Source organism: Anaerostipes hadrus ATCC 29173 = JCM 17467 (assembly GCF_030296915.1).
Classification (GTDB): domain Bacteria; phylum Bacillota; class Clostridia; order Lachnospirales; family Lachnospiraceae; genus Anaerostipes; species Anaerostipes hadrus.
Map to the genome: position 1 here is coordinate 1702706 of NZ_AP028031.1, position 19935 is coordinate 1722640.

The following is a 19935-nucleotide window of genomic DNA, read 5'->3' on the forward strand; positions in this document are numbered from 1 at the left end:
CTTAATTCTCCTTTTTGTCTCTATAATACTTATAAGTCTCTACTGTCCGCTCATCAATTTCCTGTCCACATTCTGTCAGGTACTCTATCGTATTCTTAAGAATTGTTTTTGTACATTTATCAAGATCCTCAAATGCCAGCTTACGGACTTTTGAAAGTCCTGGAATCATCTTTCGATTTGGTTCCATATAGTCAGCAATAAAAACTATCTGTTCAAGCGGTGTCATACCGATCTTCCCTGTCGTATGACATGCGATTGCTGACAAAACTTCCGAATCCTGTTCCTTATATTCATCGCTTGCAAGAAATGGAGCGATCTCTTGATGCATCAGCTGCGGACTTTTGGTTAAAGTTCCCTCCAGACTGATATTATATCGTTTGCATAACGCTCTTTGCTCCTCCATTGAAAAGCCTTTGGCACAATCATGCAAAAGACCTGCGCGATATGCTTTATGAACATCCACTCCAAACACCATTGCCATACAGGAAGCTGTATAAGCTACTCCTAGTGTATGCCGGTATCTGGATGGTTTTAACGCTGTTTTAAGCTTTTCTTCTATCTGCTGTACTTCCATATAAATCATTTCTTTCTATATAATCAATCACATCTTCTGGAAGGAAGAAATGAATACTTGATCCATTGCTACATCTTTTTCTGATATCATTGGATGAAATCTCAATGCTTGGACTGCTTAAATGATAAATCTTGCCATCGTATTTCTCTTCCAGATAATCAATCTGAGCATCCAGAGCACTTCTTGAGTCATTTCTTGTAGCTACTAATATATCTGCCATGGTAAAAATCTGTCCTGGATCTTTCCATGTCTCGATCTGATAAAGCGAATCTGCTCCCATGATGAAGTAATATCTGCAATCTGTATCCTGTTTTGTAAGTTCTCTTAACGTATCAACTGTGTACGTTGTTCCTTCACGTTTTAATTCGATATCACTAAATTTGAAATACGGAAAATCCCTGATCGCCAGCTTGATCATATCGACTCTGTTTTTCTCACTGACACCGCCACTGATCTTTTTATATGCCGGATTCTTTGTTGGCATAACCAAAATCTCATCCAATCCAAACTCTTCTTTCGCTGCCTGTCCAAGAATCAGATGTCCATGATGGATCGGATTGAATGTCCCGCCAAGAATTCCTATCTTCTTCATGGCTGTCCTCCGATATTATTTCCCTGCTTTTGGCAGTTCAATTCTCTTATGATTCTTTGATTCCTTATATAATACGATCTTCTTACCAATAACCTGTACAACCTGGGATCTTGTTCTCTCTGCAAGAACATTTGCCAGTTCTTTTGGATCGTCCATACAGTTTTGAAGAACACCGATCTTGATCAATTCCCTTGCTTCTAAAGCATCTCTGACACCCTGTACAAGTTCTGGTGAAATACTTCCTTTTCCAATGTTATAGATCGGATCGATCTTCATTGCAAGACTCTTTAAATAAGCTCTCTGTTTGCTTGTCATGTTATCCTCCATTCAATTATATCTATCTATAGTAGTCAAACTCCAGATTATACAAACGTACAGTGTCTCCTTCTTCGATTCCCATTTCTGTTAAACGTTCAATGACACCGTTTTCTTTCATGAATTTCTGAAAGAAGTCAAATCCACGCTCAGATTCCAGATTAGTATATCCAAGCATTCTCTCTACTTTCGGTCCTTCGACGGTATATAATCCTTCTTCTGGATGACCGATAAAGATTCCACCTTCTTCTTCTCCGAAGTTTAATTCGTATTCCTGTTCAAATTCTGTTGCACCTTCTGGTAATTCATCTAATAATCCCTGTACATGCCATAATAATTCTTTAACACCTTCCCCGCTTACCGCAGAAATAGGGAATACTTTGATTCCTTCTGGTTCAAACTCTTCTTTTAATAAATCGATCACAGTCTCTCTGTCTGTCTCAGACATAGCATCCATCTTGTTCGCTGCGATCACCTGTGGTTTCTCTAGAATCTCTTTGTTGTATTTCTTAAGTTCATCTGTGATAGCATGGATATCAACGATCGGATCTCTTCCTTCTACTGAAGCTCCATCTACCATATGGATCATAACTTTTGTACGTTCGATATGACGTAAAAATTCAAATCCAAGACCAACACCTTCAGACGCCCCCTCAATGATTCCTGGGATATCTGCAATGACAAATCCTTTGCTTCCATCCATATCCACAACTCCAAGATTTGGATTTAATGTTGTGAAATGATAGTTTGCGATCTTTGGATTTGCGTTTGTTACTCTTGATAAAAATGTAGATTTTCCTACATTTGGGAATCCAACCAAACCTACATCAGCAATAACTTTTAACTCAAGCATAACTTCGAGTTCCTGCGCTTTCCCACCTGGCTGGGCATATTTTGGTGCCTGCATGGTTGGAGTTGCATAATGCTGGTTTCCTTTACCGCCACGACCGCCTTTTAATAGTACAACTGGTTCCTTCTTATTAGACATATCAAGGATAACTTTCCCTGATTCCTTGTCTTTTACAACGGTTCCTGCCGGAACTTTCAGGATGATGTCTTCTCCATCAGCACCGTGGCATTTTCTTCTGCCACCTTCCTGACCATCTCCTGCCTTGAATTTTCTTCTGTGACGGTAATCAGATAAAGTATTGATTCCTTCATCTACAACAAAGATCACATCACCGCCACGGCCGCCGTCTCCACCATCTGGTCCACCGTTTGGTACATAAAGTTCCCTCCGGAAACTTACGTGGCCATCTCCACCTTTTCCGGATCTGATTATAATATTAGCTCTATCTGCAAACATTGTCTTTTCCTTTCTGTGTCAAAAAAACAACTTCCAGTCACAAAAATATTTCATTATCTTATAATGAAAAACGGCCTCAAATATGTATTTGAAGCCGTAATTACTGAATCTCAAATGATCTGTTCCTGTATGCAATTAAATTATGCTACTGGATGTACAGAACACTGTTTCTTATCTTTACCTTTTCTTTCGAAGCGAACAATACCATCAACTAATGCGAATAATGTATCGTCACCACCGCGTCCTACGTTAACGCCTGGATGAATCTTTGTTCCTCTCTGTCTGTAAAGAATATTTCCAGCTTTTACAAACTGTCCGTCAGCTCTTTTCGCACCTAATCTCTTAGATTCGGAATCTCTACCGTTCTTTGTAGAACCCATTCCTTTTTTATGAGCGAAAAATTGAAGGTTCATTTTCATCATTTTTGTTACACCTCCTTAAAGATTACATCTAAATACTGTCCATGTTCTTCTTCTACTGAAGTCAGACCAAGGATCAGTGATCTTAATAACAAGCTCCCCTCTTCGGAAAGCTCTTCCGTAAATACTACGTCAATTTCTGCGTCTTCCTGGTTCACATCAATCTGATAGTGATCATCTGTCAGTTCATCCAGAGAATTCACAAAATTAATTACCAGAGCAGACACTGCGGCACAGACAATATCTTGTCCTTCCGCACTGTAACCTGCATGGTCCTGTGAGTGGAAACCTTGAAAGGTTCCATCGACTCTCTGATAGAATGTTATCTTTGTCATAACTCTATCCTCAGGATATTATCCAACGATACTATCGATCTTAACCTGTGTAAATAACTGTCTATGACCGTTTTTCTTATGGTATCCAGTTTTTCTCTTGTATTTGTAAACGATGACTTTCTTACCTTTTCCTTCGCTTACTACAGAAGCTTCAACTTTCGCACCATCAACGGTAGGTGTTCCAACTTTAACAGTATCTCCACCAACTAAAAGTACATTATCAAATGTTACTTTAGCTCCTACTTCAGCGTCAAGTTTCTCAACTTTGATCACGTCGCCTTCGCTTACTTTATACTGTTTTCCACCTGTTGCGATAATTGCGTACATCACGGCACCTCCTATTATCAAATCTCGCCAGCTTTGGTGATTCTCGCATTCTTTAACCTCGCTGTGCGGCATACTCATATATAATAACAGCACTATTTCAATATGTCAATACTTATTTGTCGAAAAATTGGATTTTTTTCTTTTTTTCTTGTGATCTCCATAATTCCGAGCTTTGTAATATCTACAGCAACTGCTTTCTTAGAATCCCCATTTAGATAATGCTGCATTACCTGTAATAATTCTTTCTCATCATCTTTGGACTTCATATCAATAAAATCAATCATGATGATCCCTGATAAATTTCTTAAGCGGATCTGCCTTGCTGCTTCTTTGGCTGCTTCTAAGTTTATTTTCTTAATATGTGCTTCCTGGTTCTTCTTTCCAATGGATTTCCCCGTATTCACATCAATGACTGCCATTGCCTCTGTCTGTTCGATATACAGAAATCCTCCAGACTTCATAAATATTTTACGTTTAAATACCTCTGAAAGATAATGACGAAACCGATATCTTCGTTCAATGTCTCCTGCCATATAAGAACATAAGAATACTTCATAACCTTTTTCTTTCAGCTGTTCCCCTACTTCTTCCTGATCTGTCACAATACGATCGATCGATCCTGGTTTGATATCATGAACCAACACTTCCAATGCATCGTAATTTGTATCAACAAGATGAGGAGCTTTGCGGTATTGCCTTTTAGATACGATCTCATGATATTTCGCAGACAACTGATCTGCTTCCATAAGAACATCTTCTTTGTCGGCTTTTGCAGCTTCTGTACGGAGAATAAAGCCATATTCCTGTGTCACAAGAGGCTCTGCCATTTCTTTTAATTCCTGTTTTTTTTCTTTCTGATGAATCTTATTGGAAATTCCTACAGACAGCTTATCTGAAGTCAGCACAAGATATTTCCCTGTTAATTCTATCTGATCTGATAGCATCGGACGTTTTTCTTCTGTCGCTTCTTTCTTTATCTGTACCAACACTTCATCACCCGCTTTATATTGCCTATGTCTCATGGAAAGGAAGCCTATTTCGTCTTGATCGAACTCAACAAAAGCCCCATTGATATTCTTGACAACATTTTTTACGACTCCTATGTAAATATTCCCAATATCAACTTTATTCTTCTCACTTACACATTGAAATTCTACCGGATGACCATCTTTTAATAACATACTGACCAGATGATCGCCAAACCTTGTGATCACAATCTCTGTATATGCCATTATTCTTTGATGCTTGGAATTTCTACAACAGGATCTGTTTCTGCTTCGTAGTCGATTCCTTCCTCTTTAAATCCAAACATACGGTAAAAATCTTCCCAATAACCATCAACATCTGCAAGTTCTGAAACATTATCTGTATTGATCTCTTCCCAACGTTTCTTCACTTCATCCTGAATATCATCACGAAGTTCCAGATCATCCATACGAACCCATCCGTGTTCATCCGTGATCGTATCGGCTAATAATCTCTTTTCTTTAAACAGACGTTCAATCTGTTCAATACATCCTTCATGGACATTATTTTCCTTCATGACTTTATATAATACAGACATATACAATGGAACAATAGGAATCGCAGCACTTGCCTGTGTTACCAATCCTTTGTTAACAGAGATCAGCGCTTTTACTCCAACTTCTTTCGTAATCTCATCTGCTGTCTGATGCAGATGTTTCTTTGCCGCACCGATCGTTCCTTCAAAATAGATTGGATACGTAAGTTCAGATCCGATATAAGAATATGCGACAGTACTTGCATCTTCTGATAACACATCTGCATCTTTTAATGCCTGCATCCATAACTTCCAGTCTTCTCCACCCATAACTTTGACTGTAGCCTCTACTTCCTCTTCTGTAGCTGCAGGAATGCTCTTCATACCAATACTGTTATCCTTAAGGTTCAGATTCTTATTTGTAAACTCCTCCCCTGTTGTCTTTAATACCGAACGATATGTCACTCCATCTGGTGTTGTTCTTCGTGGTGCTGCAAGGCTGTATACAACCAGATCCACTTTTCCAAGATCTTTCTTGATCGTTTCGATCGTAAGATTTTTGATTTCTTTTGAGAACGCGTCTCCATTAATCGTCTTGGCATAAACTCCTTCTTCGTTTGCAAACTGTTCAAATGAAGCTGTATTATACCATCCAGGACTTGCTGTCTTTCTTCCATTAGATGGACGTTCAAACATGATTCCAAGGGTATCTGCATGACATCCAAAAGCTGCCACGATTCTTGATGCCAGTCCATATCCTGTAGAACATCCGATCACTAACACTTTCTTCGCATCTCCAGGAATCTCTCCTTGATCTTTTACATACGCGATCTGATCTTCCACATTCTTTTTACATCCTTCTGGATGTGCTGTTAAGCATAAATAATCTTTGACTCTCGGTTTAATGATCATAAATTTTTCTCCTTTAAAAACATCTGCATCCTATACAGGTGTATTGTTTATTATCAACTTATTCCTTCAAATTATAATATGTATCGGTTTTATCTGTCAAATTTTTATAATACACTTTTTCAAATTTTGTTGGTTATCTTGGGAGGTTTTCAAAACTTTATTCTCAGCATCAAAAGAAGAAGGTATTTCTTTTTCTAAAAAATACCTTCTTCTTATCCTCTTTATTTAACGATTCTTCGTACTGTTACGATTCTTCTGTATCTTGCATTGTTTGAAATCTTAATTCCACCTCTTGGATATGGTGCTGAATTACTTGCATGTACGATCTTGTTGTTTCCCATATAGATTGCAACATGTCCGCTATAGCAGATTAAATCTCCTGCCTTAGCATTCTTGATTCCACCTTTTACTTTCTTACCATATCTTCTCTGTGCACTTGAGGAATGTGGAAGACGTTTTCCAAACTTCTTGTAAACTCCTCTCGTGAATCCTGAACAATCTGTTCCTTTTGTAAGACTTGATCCACCGTATCTGTATCTATTCCCTACAAAGTTTTTTGCATATTTAACAACTGCATCTCCTTTTTCTGATGCTTTTACTTCTTTTGAACTTGTATGTACACTCATTGTAACTGCGGCCGATGCCATTGCTACTAACATCATCACTCTTAAAATAACTCGTTTCATATTAACTCCTGATATATTACAATTTTAAATTTATTTCAAATATTTCTTTCAACAGTTGATATTGTACGATAAAGAGCAACAATTGTCAATAGTTTTTTAAGATTATTTCAGTTTTGTTAATATTTTTGTAACATTTCCGTTTTTTCTCTTTAATAAATCAAGATGTCGTTTTACAAGATTTAGTTCATGTCTGGTAATATCTTTGTTACTGTACCTTGCTTTCTCTATAATCTCTGATGTCATGGAATTTCTGTTATTCCTTGATTTTACGCCATTTTCAGCATATTTTTCTAACTGTTTTTCATAAAAAAGTACTTTTTCTTTGTTTGTCATTTGATTCCATTTTCTTTTCTTTTGTAACAATTTTATGAACGCAAAAATCACTGCTAATATTATGACGATTGGAATCATTTGAAACATTTTCTTTACATTTGTTACGAATTGTTTTTTATTTGGTACAATTGCATTTCGTTGTTTTTCTTCCTGTTCCACATGTTTATATACACTTTCTCCAGTATCTCTTCCCGTTACTTCTACCGGAATCCATCCGATATGTTCAATATAAATTTCTGTCCATGCATGTGCCTCATAATCTGTCACCTGTGCTTTTCCAAGTCTCCACTGATCTGCACGGATCTTATATCCTTCTACATATCTGGCCGGAATTCCTGCTTCCCTGAACAAAAAAACTGCCGCTGATGCGAACTGGGTACAAAACCCTCTTTTTCTCTCCGTTAAAAATTCATTTACCGGATCCTTATCCTGCCCTGTTAAACCTGGTCGGTAAGTATATTGATAATTATTTTTTAAAAATTTTTGAATTTCTTCTATATTATATAAGATACTATTTTCTTTATTTACATGGCAACTCAGCTGCTTTATTGTCTTCTTTATCTCTTCTGGAATCTCAAGATAATTCTGCTGTACATAAGTTCCATACTCCTGCATAGAACGAACATAATTCTTTTCAAGCTCTCCCGCATTTTTTAACACAGACATCACGTCAAATCTCTGACTGATATCTAACAGGTTCTTGTTATTCTTGATCTGATAATAAGAAGTTGTATACTCCGTATCTGCTGTATTACGTTCTATCACACTGTCTCCAGCTGCATTTCCATTAATTCTGCTCGCATCTGAAAAATATGGTATTAATAAGAAACTCTCCTGCATCTTCTGATAATGAATCTTTATTTCTCTCTTTTCAGAAAATGCAATATCTTTTGGTGTCTGAATATATCCTTTCTGATAAACAGCAAAATCCTGCATAGAGAGATCTGGAAATAAATATGGCAGTTCCTGTGCCATTTCTCCACCGTAGACCAAGGTATTTTTCTTTTCCTTTGTCCATTCTCCATCTTTATATCTGCCACTAACAAATCCCTTCAGATACAGATCTGCATTTTCCGGGGCATACACCAGAAATAATTTTTCTCCTTTTGGAGAAACTTCTCCTACACTTCGAAGCTTTCCATTCCCAATTCCCCCGACTGCAAGATAGCCTTTCCCCTGTGTCCATTCCCTGATCTGTATCAGAATATTTCGTTTTATCATCGTATCTGTGGGTACATTCGTCTGATCATAAAAAAACAAAGGTACTGCGGCAGCCAGAAACATAATATACAATCCTGCCGCAAATCCTTTTTTTCCTTTTCGTATACTAAAATAAACAATCCATGAACCTAAAAACAAGAAAAACGCTGCTGAAATTCCATATGGCGCGATCATTAAAACGGCCATTTCCATAAGACCGGTTGTAAGAAACAAAGTCAATGGACGACATCTTAATATTCCAAGCACAATTCCTGCCACCAACACAAAAAACAAAACTGCCAGTACGCTGTCCCTTCGACTATGTTCTAACGTCACCGAAATGTAATAATAAAATCCAAGATCCATACTCTGATTTAATGCTTCTGCCATCTTATTATTGATGATCTGAAATCCATTGATCAGCTGTCTGTGTGCAAGCATGCAGTATATGATACATATCACAACCATGACTACAATATTTCTCTTATTCTGATCAAGCAATCTACACATTCCGAGAAACCAAATGACACTTCCCATCACAAAAAGCCACTGAAACCTTGAAATCCGAAATCCAGCAAATATACTCCATACAACAGATGCAAAAGCCACTGCCATCATGATATATTCAATTTTTATTTTTTTATATCCACACATTATAACTCCATATCATATAAAAATTTCTGCAGATCTTGTCCCTTTTCACAAAGTGGAATCTTATAAAGATGCTCCATCGGATCCGATGACAATTCATATTTTCCACAAAAAATATCCGTAAACAATTCTTCATATTGTTCTATATGGCAAAGCAGATATTTATGCTCCCCATAATAGATTTCCTGTATAACTCCCTGCGATTTCAAAAAGAAAGAAATAGAATAAAAAGCTGCCATATAATCAGAAATACGGTCTTTTTCTATATCATCCAACGATAATCCGATTTTCACGCGTTCTTCTTCCTCTTCTTCATTTTTTCTCACCCAAAGTCCACCTGTCGCAGCATAGAGGTTCCAATGAACTCTTGAAATTCGGTCTCCTTCCTGATATTTCCTGACTCCATCGTATTCAAAACCTTGTTCCATAAGATCTCTTCTTGCGATCTTTTCCTGCATAAATCCCATTTCATATCGTTTTGGCATAACAAGAAAAGATATTTGTTTGTTAAATTCTTTTTTTACTTTATACATTCCTGTAAGATCTTCCCACGAAACTGAACAAATCTGAATATGATAACTGTCACATTCCGTGATCATTTCAGACAGTGTGATCGAATCTCCTTCTTGTGGATTCCATACGATATTTTTCTTCTTTCGCATTCTTTGTTTTCGAAACTTGGATGTCATTTCATATTCCAATCGGAATGTATAGCTGTTTATCTTTGATGTAATTCCATGAATCCTCAATCGTATCTCTGCTTCATCGCCTTCTGTAAGTACTAATGAATCCATTTCTATGGTTAATATCATCTGTTTTTGTTCTGACTGACACCTGCAGACAGAATAAGCCAGCACAACAAATAAGGATGCCATAAGGCACCCTCCAATGAAATTTCCATAAATGATCCAATATATAAGCGCAAATATTATGACAAAAAAATACATCTTTATCCTTTCTGATTTCCTTTTGGAAGTGGTATCTTATAAAGAATCGCTTTTAAAATCTCTTCTTTCGTTTTCCTCTGAACCTTCGCTTCCTTGCTTCTGATCACCCTATGCTCGATAGTTTCAAAGAAAACATCTTTCACATCCTGTGGTATTACATAATCACGTCCCTCAAGATATGCATTTGCTTTTGCCATCGATAAAAGTGCGATCGTTCCTCTTGGACTGATTCCAAGTTCTAAGTCTCTGGATCTTCTTGTCTCATTCGCAATCTCGACAATATATCTTAAAATATCTTCATGCACAAATAATCGTGCAGCTTCTTCTCTTGCTTTTCGCAATTCTTCCACCGAGATCTGTTCTTCGATCCCAGAGGTCGTCATATCCACACTTCCTTGTGCTAACATCTTGATCTCACTCTCCATATCCGGATATCCAAGAGATGTCCGGATCATAAATCGGTCTAACTGTGATTCTGGAAGCGAGTGTGTTCCAATAGAACCAAAAGGATTCTGCGTTGCAATAACGATATACGGATCTGGAAGATCTCTCGTAATACCATCTACCGTGATCTGTCCTTCTTCCATTGCTTCTAGAAGTGCCGACTGTGTCTTCGGTGAGGTTCGGTTAATCTCATCCGCCAGCAAAAGATTCGTCATCGCTGCTCCTTCTTTGAATTCAAATTCTTCACTACCCTGATGATAGATAGAAAATCCTGCAATATCCGTTGGCATGATATCCGGAGTAAACTGAATCCTTTGATAATCCAGTCCCAATACCTTTGAAAAGGCTAATGCAAGTGTTGTCTTTCCTACACCTGGAATATCCTCGATCAAGATATGTCCTCCTGCAAGAATCGCTGTCATGATCTGATGCACCGTATGACCTTTTCCTTCCATAACACGGTTGATCTCATCCATTGCTCTGACTGCTTTTTTGTACATAAAGAAATTATCCATCTTATCTTCCTCGTTTTGCAGTTATAACAATGATCATCATAGCAAGTGCAAGGCTTATTGCTGCTCCTGCAAGTCCAATATATCCATTTCCTGTAATTCCTGACAAAATATATCCAACACTTGCACAAAGTGCCACTGTTAATGCATATGGCATCTGTGTTGCCACGTGGTCTATGTGCCTACACTGCGCTCCCGCAGACGAAAGAATCGTTGTATCAGAAATCGGTGAAATATGATCTCCACAAACAGCTCCTGCAAGAATCGCTCCTACACAAACTGACATCATCATATAATTAGCACTTAAGATCGTAACAGAAATTGGGATCAAAATTCCAAATGTTCCCCATGATGTTCCTGTTGCAAATGCAAGTCCTAATGAAATCAGGAAGAAGATAACCGGCATCACAGCGATCGCCATTGTACTTCCACCAACAGCTGCTTTAACAAATCCCTGAATATTTAAATACTCTGCTCCACAAACACCTGATAATGTCCATGCAAGACAAAGGATCATGATCGCTGATGTCATTGCTTTAAATCCCTGTGCAAAGCTTCCACAGAAATCTACAAATTCAAGAACTTTTCTTGGAATATACAAAATAAATGTAAAGATCAGTGTTAAAAATGATCCTAATACCAAACTTCTCGCACTGGAGCAATTAGCAAAGGCCTCTGCAAGCGGAACCCCTTTGAAAAAGCCTCCTGTGTACAACATAAATCCAATACAAGAAGCGATCAAAAATAAAATCGGCAAGATCAGATCTTTTACCTTTCCATGTCCAACGATCGGTACTTCTTCTTCATCTTCAACAATCTCTTCTAAATGTGCATTTAATTCATATTGTTTCATCTTTGAATAATCAATATTCGTAATGATCAAAAATGCCAAAAATACAAGTGTGAGCAATGCATAATAGTTAAATGGAATTGCTCTCAAGAATAAGGTAAATCCATCAATATTGCATCCTGCTGGAAGAGATGATCCTACAGCTGCTGCCCAGCTTGAGATTGGCGCAATAATACATACGGGAGCTGCAGTTGCATCGATCACATAAGCCAATTTTGCTCTTGTAATATTATGTTTATCTGTCACAGGGCGCATAACCGTTCCAACTGTCAGACAGTTAAAATAATCATCAACAAAGATCACAACTCCAAGACAGATCGTTGCAAAAAGTGCCTGTCTCTTTGTGCGGATCGCTTTTGCTGCCCATTTTCCATAGGCTCTGGAAGCACCTGATTTGGTGATCAGTGCTACCAGAATTCCTAATAATACTAAAAATATCAAAATATCGCAATTAGCTCCAATTTTCTCTCCCATGATTGCAAAAATGGTATCCATTGCTTTGATCAGATGAAAATTATGATACATCAGAGCCCCCGATGCAATTCCGATCATCAGCGATAAATATACCTCCTTGGTTATTAATGCTAAAACAATTGCAATCACTGGCGGAAGAATCGCCCAAAATGTACCTGTCATGTATATTTACTCCTTAATCTTTAATCTCTGTAATAATTGATGAGGCATCCTTTTAAAATGATTTCTCTCTCATCATCTGTTAATTCACCTAGTGTTAAGGTGATCTCTTTCATTCCTTCATTTACCACATATGCTGGAATCTTTGTAAGCTTGTCTTCCACTGCTTTGCGGACATCTGGAACAAAAATGTAATCTTTGTTCTTAAATGGAAGTTCTCCTTTATCAATCGTAAATGGAAGCATTCCCCAGTTGATCAGGTTTGAACGGTATCTCTTTGTCGCATATTCGTTTGCGATATTTGCCCATCCACCTAATACTTTCTGGCAAGAAGCCGCCTGTTCACGTGCAGAACCATCTCCTGGTTTCACTGCAAAGATCGTGCTTCCGATTCCTAAATTATCCTGAGTTACATCCGCGTAAGATTCTTTGACTGTCTCCAGGATATCTTTAACTTCTGGGAATGCTTCCGCTGCATCTTCTCCAGCTTCGATCGCTTTCTGTGCTTTCTGTACTTCTTTTGCAAGTCCTACATATGCAGGGTCTTTTCTTGATAACGCAAATTCTGCAAGTCCTAATGGATTAGAACGGTAAGATGAAGTTTCTCCAGATGGAATCAATTCATCTGTTGTTGTAACAGGATCATGAATCTCTGATACAACTTTTAATAACATGTTCTGTGGAAGTGCAGACATCTCTGGCCAATCTTTGATGTTTGGTCCAAACTGAATCTCTACTGATGGATCTGCAACACCCTTGCTGTCAAATACACGATTATCATAAATTGTCTTGTCAAAGTGATATTTTGGAATAAAATCACTTGCTTCTACATCCGTTGCCGGTGTTAAATATCCTTTATTCGCTGCTGTTGCTGCGATAGAACGTGCATCCATTAATGCAACGGAAGAAATCTGGCCATTCTGAAGTTTAGAACCTTCACGGTTCGGGAAGTTTCTTGTTGAATGACGAATACTAAACGCATTATTTGCAGGTGTATCTCCAGCACCAAAACATGGTCCACAGAATGCTGTCTTAACGATCGCACCTGTCTGCATCAGATCTGCAACTGCTCCATTCTTCACAAGTTCCATATAAATTGGTGTACTTGCAGGATATACGCTTAATGTAAATTCATCAGAACCAATACTTGCTCCTTTTAAGATATTAGCCGCTGCACAGATATTTTCATATCCACCACCTGCACATCCTGCAATGATTCCCTGATCTACATAAAGTTTTCCATCGTGGACTTTATCTCTTAAAGAATAGTCAACTGCACCATCTAAACTTACTAATGCACGTTTTTCTACATCTGCAAGAATATCGTCAAGGTTTGCATTCACCTCTTCGATCGTGTATGTATTACTTGGATGGAATGGCATAGCGATCATTGGTTTGATCTTATCTAAATCTACTTCCACGATTCCATCATAATATGCTACTTTTCCAGGATTCAATTCCTTAAAGTCTTCAGACCTTCCATGAATCTCGTAAAATTCCTTGATCTTATCATCTGTTCTCCAGATAGAAGACAGGCAAGTTGTCTCTGTTGTCATAACATCGACACCGATTCTGAAATCTGCACTTAAATTAGATACACCAGGTCCAACAAATTCCATAACTTTATTGTTTACATAGCCTTTTTCAAAGACTGCTCCGATGATCGCCAGTGCAACATCCTGTGGTCCGACACCTTTGACTGGTTTTCCTTTTAAATAAATTCCGATCACACCTGGCATATTGATATCATAAGTTCTGTTAAGAAGCTGTTTTACAAGCTCTGGTCCACCTTCTCCCATTGCCATGGTTCCAAGTGCTCCATAACGTGTATGGCTGTCTGATCCAAGGATCATCTTTCCACCGCCAGCTAACATTTCTCTTGCGAACTGATGGATCACTGCCTGATGAGGTGGTACATAAACTCCACCATATTTCTTTGCAGCTGTTAAACCAAACATATGATCATCTTCGTTGATGGTTCCCCCAACAGCACACAGACTATTATGACAGTTTGTCAATACATATGGTACCGGGAATTTCTCGATTCCTGATGCTCTTGCTGTCTGAATAATTCCAACAAACGTAATATCATGAGATGTTAATTTATCGAATTTAATCTGAAGTTTCTCCATGTTACCAGATGTATTGTGGTCTCTTAAAATACCATATGCTATGGTGTTCTTAGAAGCTTCTTCCTTAGATACCACTTCACCTGCAAGCTGCTTTAATGCTTCGGCTTCAGATTCTTTTACCAAAGTTATTCCGTCTACCAGATATGCACCTTCTGAAAATAATTGAATCATGTATCTGTCCTCCTGCAATGCATTTTTCTAGTTATTATAACATACTTCTACACTTTATGGAAGTAAAACGTTAAAAAGGTGCAGACACCAAGGCTCTGCACCCTATATATTTTATTTTTATTTATTCTAAATAAGGATCATATATACTGTTGCAATTGAAATAACGATCTGAATGATCGCAAATCTGAAAACAGTCTGTGTATTAGACCAACCGATTTTCTTACGAACGTGATCATGTAACGGCATCGTTGTATTCGCAAAAATATGTATCTTTAAGAATCTAAGTAATGCTACTTTCACAAGTCCTAATCCACCATCCAGGATCAGAATCAATGCAACTAATAAGAACAAGAAAGGACTTCCTGTCTTAAGCACTGCCAAACTGATAAAAATTCCCATGGCACGGCTTCCTGCATCTCCCATCATCAAACGGCTTGGTGTTGCATTGTACCATAAATATCCAAGAATACATACAACAAACAATAAAATAATATATGGAAACTGTGTTTCATTTCCACGGATCTGATCGATCACATAGATCGTTACCAGTGTAATGATCGTTAATGTTCCAGATAGTCCGTCGACTCCATCAGAGCAGTTTGTTACATTGATCGCTGCCCATACAAGAATGATCGTAAGAATAAAGAACAACACTGGTGGAATATAGAATTTCACGCCGATCGTTGCAAGCTCTACATAAGTAGAATTAAAATGAATATAGTTAAGTGCTGCAACTGCTGCTACCAAAAAGTCAAGAATTCCTTTTTTGTATTCTCCCCATGGCTCATCTGCTGCATCATCCATAAATCCTGTTAACATTTCAACAAAAACAAGAACAAGATAAATAAACATCTCCACAGACATCTCTCCAAACAACAATGCTGCGATACAAAATACAGAAATAAAAATGATCCCTGCACCTCTTGGTTTTCCTGCGGATAACTTTCCATTATGTGCAAATTCTCTTCCCATATCTCTTGGCAGCCAATCATTTAAAAAGGATGTCAGGATACAGGTTGCAGCAAATGCAAAAAATACTCCGATAAATGCCGTGATCGGTAAAACACTTCCGGCAATCATATTTAACATTGGTATTCCTCCTAATTATCTTTTTAGTATACTCTTTTTTATCACACAATTATCTAGTATATCACGGATTTAAAATATTGCAATTCTTATTTTCATAAACTCCGCGTGTTTTGTTCTATTTCTGCTTCATCTCCTCTACGAGGCTTCTCAGCTGTTTTGTATCTTTTTTAATGTCCTTTGCAGCAAAGATTGCTGAAACAACTGCCACTCCATCAACATCCGTTCCTTCTAGTGTCTTGATATTTTCTTTTTTGATCCCGCCGATCGCTACCACTGGAATCTCTACTGTATGACAGATTTTTTTAATTTCTTCCTTAGAGACAACATTGGCATCTTTCTTGGTTGATGTTGCACAAACTGCACCAACTCCCAAATAGTCTGCACCGCCTTTTTGTGCTTTTATTGCTTCCTCTACATTGTGCGCAGAAACCCCAATGATCTTATCTTCTCCTAATAATTTTCTTGCCTCTTCTACTGACATGTCATCTTGCCCGATATGAACTCCATCAGCATCAACTGCCAAAGCCACTTCTATATTATCATTGATCACAAATGGCACCTTGTATTCCTTGGACAGTTCTTTCATTTCTCTTGCTTCTTTTATAAATTCTTCTTTGGAAAGATGTTTTTCACGAAGCTGTAAAAAGGTAATTCCACCCTCCAAAGCTTCCTTCACCTGATCCATCAAGGTAGTGTCTTCTACCCATGTCCTGTCTGTTACTGCATATAAAGTCATTGCATCAGCATTTACTCTCAATTTGACTGCTCCTTTCCATCCATTCTGCATTCATATTACTCATCGCATCCATCAGATGCACTTTCAATGTACCTGTTCCTTCTGCTTTCTCCTTTGCATATTCTCCACAGATTCCCATCGCACTAACTGCTGTCGTCACTGCTTCTAAGATCTGATCTGGATTAGCTCCGATAAATCCTGCGATCACGCCATCCAACATACATCCGGTTCCCGTGATCCTTGACATATCCAAAACACCGTTATCGATCAAATAGATCTGCTGTCCATCCGTCACTAGATCTGTTTTTCCTGTGATCACGATCACTGCTTTGGTCTTCTTCGCCATATTCTTTGCCATTTGAATCACATATTCCAAATTGTCTTCTGTCACAGCATCATCTTTCTTCGCATCAACACCATAACCATCATCACTGCCCTCATATAAGGTTTTGATCTCTGATATATTTCCACGGATCACGTTAAAGTGGATCTGCTTAAGCAATTTCGCCGCTGTTTCTTTTCTGAATCTGGAAGCACCGACTCCCACAGGATCAAACACGACCAGATGACCCCGTTGATTCGCTTCTTTTCCCGCAAGAAGCATGGATCTCACTGTATTTTGTTTTAAAGTTCCCATATTGATCACGAGACTGTCACACATTGCTGTGATCTCTCTAACTTCCATCCAGTCATCTGCCATGATCGGTGAAGCCCCGATCGCAAGGATCATATTCGCAACATCATTGATCGTTACATAGTTTGTAATACAATGGACCATTGTCTGATCTCTTCTGATATTATCAAAAATTCTCTCAAAATCTATTCTCTTCATCTGATTCCTTCTTTTCTCCTGTCTCCTGCATTCATTGCAGATTATACCACAAATATTAAAAAAGGTATACTGGCGAATTTTCTCACACTTTATAATTCCCAGAATACTATAAACTGTAAATAAATCTTTTGGAGGTTTTAACATGAGTGATTTAGCTGCAACTGGCTGTGGAGGATCTTGTGGTTCATCTTGCTTTGGAGGAAATAACAGCTGTCTGCTTCTTTTAATCTTACTTTGCTGCTGTGGAGGCGGAAATAATGATGGCTGCGGATGCGGAAACGGATGTGACAGCCTGATCTGGATCATCTTAATCCTCTGCTGCTGTGGTAACGGCAGCTTTGGATGTGGCAACAACAATGGCTGCGGATGTGGATGCTGAATTTAATGATTTCTGATAAAAGAGGATGCCTTTTGATCCGGCATCCTCTTTTTTATTGGCAGATCACCAGTAACAGCAAACAGATGATCCACATATTGTTCTGATTCCTTTTTTCTGGTCTCTTCTGCATCCGATAGTTATCATTCTCTTGTTTTTCCTGTTTCCTCTTTTCTTCCAGTTGTCTTTGTTCTTCTTTGTGCCTTAAGCACTCAGGATCCAGTTCATAAACTGTATTTTCTTCTTCTACCAAAATTTCATTCATAATTTTTTTCACCTCCTAATACTATAGGATATGAGAAAAAATCTGAAGGTTGTGACAATCATGGAACAAAATCAAACTTCCTGGGAAAATTTTTTCCGTAATGACTCTTCTAATATGTTAGAAGATGCCCTTCCATATCTCCCACCAAACTTAAAAAAGGTTGCTGCCATTTATATCAAATTAACCGAACTTTCAAAAATCTCTTCTGAATTTGACAACGAACAGACTCTTTCTGCCTGTGGTTTTGATCAAGATCCTGCTTCTATGGAATTATTACTAAATGCTCTGAAACTTCGCGCCCCGAAGGAAACCGCTATGCAGATCGAACAAATTCTTCAGATGATGCAAATGTTTGAAGTCTATCAAAATTATCAGCGTTTTGTCGATACGACTAACCATTCATCTCCCTCATCTTCTGACAGCCAAAACAATGATCTATTTTCAAAACTAATGCCTATGATGATGGCAAAAGACAGTCCTTGTACTAATACAGCAAAACCAAATTCTGACTTTATGAACCAGTTAAACCAGATTCTTAAAAAATAAAGGAGTTTTTTATGTCTGACGATCCTATTTCATTCGATCATTTATCTTCTCTTGACCCAAAAAAGCTGGAAATCATAAAATTTGTGATCTCCAGCTGCCACGGAAAACCTCTTGAATTAATTCTCCCAGACCTTATGGCGGCTTCAAGCCGTCTTTCAGAACAAGGTCTTTCTTTTACAAACGAAGAAATTTCCATGATCATCGATGGTCTGAAAGAATCCATGTCTCCAGAAGAACAGCAGCGGATCGATATGATCCGTCCACTGATCATGTAATTTAGGTTTAAGAAAGCATTTCTTTTGCTTTCTTTAAATAACCGCGGATCACATCACAGGAATGCGCAAATTGGCTTTTCTCCTCTTCTGTAAGATCCATTTCTACAATTTCTTCTATTCCGTCTGCTCCGATCACGACCGGAACTCCTGCTGCCACGTCTTTCTGTCCATACTCCCCATCCAGATGGACAGAAAGCGGCCAGATCCTTTTCTCATCGTATACGATTGATTTGACGATCTCACTTAACGCGATCCCAATTCCAAATTCTGTACTTTTCTTACCAATGATCACTGTCATGCCCGCCTGTCGAACCTCGTCCTGTAGATCTTCGATCGTAATCTTGCCTAACGTATCAGGATACTCCTTTTGAAGTTTTGCAAATGGTTTCCCTCCGACAGACACACGGGATAATGGAACAATCTGAGAATCCCCATGTTCACCCATGCAGAATGCCTTTATGGAATTTCTGTGATATCCTGTTTTCTCTTCTAAAATTCTCTTGATCCTTAAGCTGTCAAGACTCGTTCCTGTGCTAAAGCAACGGAATCTCTCGATACCTAACGCTTTCCTCAAACATTCTCCTACTACATCCGCAGGATTTGTAATACTGATCAGAATTCCTCGAAACTTTGTATCTTGAATCTTTGGAATGATATCTTTCAATCGTTCCATGGAATCTCCGAACATGTCAAGTCTTGTCTCTCCCTCCTTGCGGCTTCGTCCGATCGCATTGACAAGAATATCCGCATCGTCAAGATCTTCATAACTGCCTGAACGAATCACAACTTTCGCAGGAAGACACGCTCCCATATCATCAAGATCTAATGCCTGGCTTTTTGCTTTTTCTTCATCTATGTCGATTAAAACAATTTCATTTGCAAGACTACGAAACATCAATGACAATGCACAGTGTGTTCCGACATGTCCCGCTCCTAAAATTACGATCTTCGTCTGTTTCATCTGCTTTTCCTTCCA

23 protein-coding genes are annotated in these 19935 nt (G+C 38.2%); 3 read left to right on the forward strand and 20 right to left on the reverse strand.

Annotation, left to right across the window (positions count from 1 at the left end; all coding sequences use genetic code 11):
* Position 1: 1 nt before the first annotated feature.
* The 18 genes from yqeK to thiM form a co-directional block, all read right to left on the reverse strand.
* Positions 2–574 carry a bis(5'-nucleosyl)-tetraphosphatase (symmetrical) YqeK gene (yqeK, locus tag QUE18_RS08320; protein WP_015530396.1) on the reverse strand — a complete coding sequence of 191 codons (573 nt, stop codon included), beginning with the start codon at positions 572–574 and terminating at the stop codon, positions 2–4.
* Entirely contained in the window at positions 543–1166 is a 624-nt protein-coding gene (gene nadD, locus QUE18_RS08325) for a nicotinate-nucleotide adenylyltransferase (protein WP_008391480.1), read from the reverse strand. The genes yqeK and nadD overlap by 32 nt, the downstream gene beginning before the upstream one ends.
* A 15-nt stretch (positions 1167–1181) precedes the next feature.
* Positions 1182–1481, reverse strand: a complete 300-nt coding sequence (gene yhbY / locus QUE18_RS08330; protein WP_009263892.1) for a ribosome assembly RNA-binding protein YhbY — start codon at positions 1479–1481, stop codon at positions 1182–1184.
* 22 nt (positions 1482–1503) lie between these two features.
* Positions 1504–2787 (reverse strand): GTPase ObgE, encoded by a 1284-nt coding sequence (gene obgE / locus QUE18_RS08335; protein ID WP_008391482.1) that lies wholly within the window; start codon positions 2785–2787, stop codon positions 1504–1506.
* Positions 2788–2927: 140 nt separating this feature from the next.
* Positions 2928–3209, reverse strand: coding sequence for a 50S ribosomal protein L27 (gene rpmA / locus QUE18_RS08340; protein WP_008391483.1), 282 nt, complete (start codon positions 3207–3209; stop codon positions 2928–2930).
* 5 nt (positions 3210–3214) lie between these two features.
* Positions 3215–3541 (reverse strand): ribosomal-processing cysteine protease Prp, encoded by a 327-nt coding sequence (locus QUE18_RS08345; protein ID WP_008391484.1) that lies wholly within the window; start codon positions 3539–3541, stop codon positions 3215–3217.
* 18 nt (positions 3542–3559) lie between these two features.
* Entirely contained in the window at positions 3560–3868 is a 309-nt protein-coding gene (gene rplU / locus QUE18_RS08350) for a 50S ribosomal protein L21 (protein ID WP_009263894.1), read from the reverse strand.
* Positions 3869–3960: 92 nt separating this feature from the next.
* Complete coding sequence (locus QUE18_RS08355) at positions 3961–5100, reverse strand: ribonuclease E/G (protein ID WP_009204534.1); 1140 nt, start codon at positions 5098–5100, stop codon at positions 3961–3963.
* Positions 5100–6281, reverse strand: a complete 1182-nt coding sequence (gene fabV, locus QUE18_RS08360; RefSeq protein ID WP_009204533.1) for an enoyl-ACP reductase FabV — start codon at positions 6279–6281, stop codon at positions 5100–5102. Before fabV ends, QUE18_RS08355 begins: the two co-directional genes overlap by 1 nt.
* Positions 6282–6502: 221 nt before the next feature.
* Positions 6503–6967 carry a C40 family peptidase gene (locus QUE18_RS08365; protein ID WP_009204531.1) on the reverse strand — a complete coding sequence of 155 codons (465 nt, stop codon included), beginning with the start codon at positions 6965–6967 and terminating at the stop codon, positions 6503–6505.
* A gap of 102 nt (positions 6968–7069) precedes the next feature.
* Positions 7070–9154 carry a transglutaminase-like domain-containing protein gene (locus QUE18_RS08370; RefSeq protein WP_009204530.1) on the reverse strand — a complete coding sequence of 695 codons (2085 nt, stop codon included), beginning with the start codon at positions 9152–9154 and terminating at the stop codon, positions 7070–7072.
* Positions 9154–10026, reverse strand: coding sequence for a DUF58 domain-containing protein (locus tag QUE18_RS08375; protein ID WP_015530393.1), 873 nt, complete (start codon positions 10024–10026; stop codon positions 9154–9156). The genes QUE18_RS08370 and QUE18_RS08375 overlap by 1 nt, the downstream gene beginning before the upstream one ends.
* A 74-nt stretch (positions 10027–10100) precedes the next feature.
* Positions 10101–11057, reverse strand: coding sequence for an AAA family ATPase (locus QUE18_RS08380; protein WP_009204528.1), 957 nt, complete (start codon positions 11055–11057; stop codon positions 10101–10103).
* Between the two features lies 1 nt (position 11058).
* Positions 11059–12540: a Na+/H+ antiporter NhaC family protein gene (locus QUE18_RS08385; RefSeq protein WP_009204527.1), complete on the reverse strand. Its 1482-nt coding sequence runs from the start codon at positions 12538–12540 to the stop codon at positions 11059–11061.
* A gap of 20 nt (positions 12541–12560) precedes the next feature.
* Positions 12561–14840 carry a hydratase gene (locus tag QUE18_RS08390; protein WP_009204526.1) on the reverse strand — a complete coding sequence of 760 codons (2280 nt, stop codon included), beginning with the start codon at positions 14838–14840 and terminating at the stop codon, positions 12561–12563.
* Between the two features lie 126 nt (positions 14841–14966).
* Entirely contained in the window at positions 14967–15929 is a 963-nt protein-coding gene (locus QUE18_RS08395) for a phospho-N-acetylmuramoyl-pentapeptide-transferase (RefSeq protein ID WP_040344532.1), read from the reverse strand.
* A 115-nt stretch (positions 15930–16044) separates the two neighbouring features.
* Positions 16045–16716 (reverse strand): thiamine phosphate synthase, encoded by a 672-nt coding sequence (gene thiE, locus QUE18_RS08400; RefSeq protein ID WP_009204524.1) that lies wholly within the window; start codon positions 16714–16716, stop codon positions 16045–16047.
* Complete coding sequence (gene thiM, locus QUE18_RS08405) at positions 16670–17497, reverse strand: hydroxyethylthiazole kinase (protein ID WP_039861944.1); 828 nt, start codon at positions 17495–17497, stop codon at positions 16670–16672. Before thiM ends, thiE begins: the two co-directional genes overlap by 47 nt.
* 142 nt (positions 17498–17639) lie before the next feature.
* Here thiM and QUE18_RS08410 point away from each other — a divergent pair, with 142 nt between their 5' ends.
* Positions 17640–17876 carry a hypothetical protein gene (locus QUE18_RS08410; RefSeq protein WP_009263905.1) on the forward strand — a complete coding sequence of 79 codons (237 nt, stop codon included), beginning with the start codon at positions 17640–17642 and terminating at the stop codon, positions 17874–17876.
* Positions 17877–17928: 52 nt separating this feature from the next.
* Here QUE18_RS08410 and QUE18_RS08415 read toward each other — a convergent pair whose 3' ends face one another.
* Positions 17929–18138 carry a hypothetical protein gene (locus QUE18_RS08415; protein ID WP_009204522.1) on the reverse strand — a complete coding sequence of 70 codons (210 nt, stop codon included), beginning with the start codon at positions 18136–18138 and terminating at the stop codon, positions 17929–17931.
* A 60-nt stretch (positions 18139–18198) separates the two neighbouring features.
* Between QUE18_RS08415 and QUE18_RS08420 the strand changes: the two genes are divergently transcribed.
* A complete protein-coding gene (locus tag QUE18_RS08420) occupies positions 18199–18684 on the forward strand; it encodes a hypothetical protein (RefSeq protein WP_015530390.1) in 486 nt (161 codons plus the stop codon).
* 11 nt (positions 18685–18695) lie between these two features.
* The gene (locus QUE18_RS08425) at positions 18696–18959 is read left to right on the forward strand and encodes a hypothetical protein (protein ID WP_008391501.1); all 264 of its coding nucleotides are present in this window, start codon (positions 18696–18698) and stop codon (positions 18957–18959) included.
* A 7-nt stretch (positions 18960–18966) separates the two neighbouring features.
* Here the strand turns inward: QUE18_RS08425 and QUE18_RS08430 are convergent, their stop codons facing one another.
* Positions 18967–19920: an L-lactate dehydrogenase gene (locus QUE18_RS08430; RefSeq protein ID WP_009204521.1), complete on the reverse strand. Its 954-nt coding sequence runs from the start codon at positions 19918–19920 to the stop codon at positions 18967–18969.
* Positions 19921–19935: the final 15 nt, after the last annotated feature.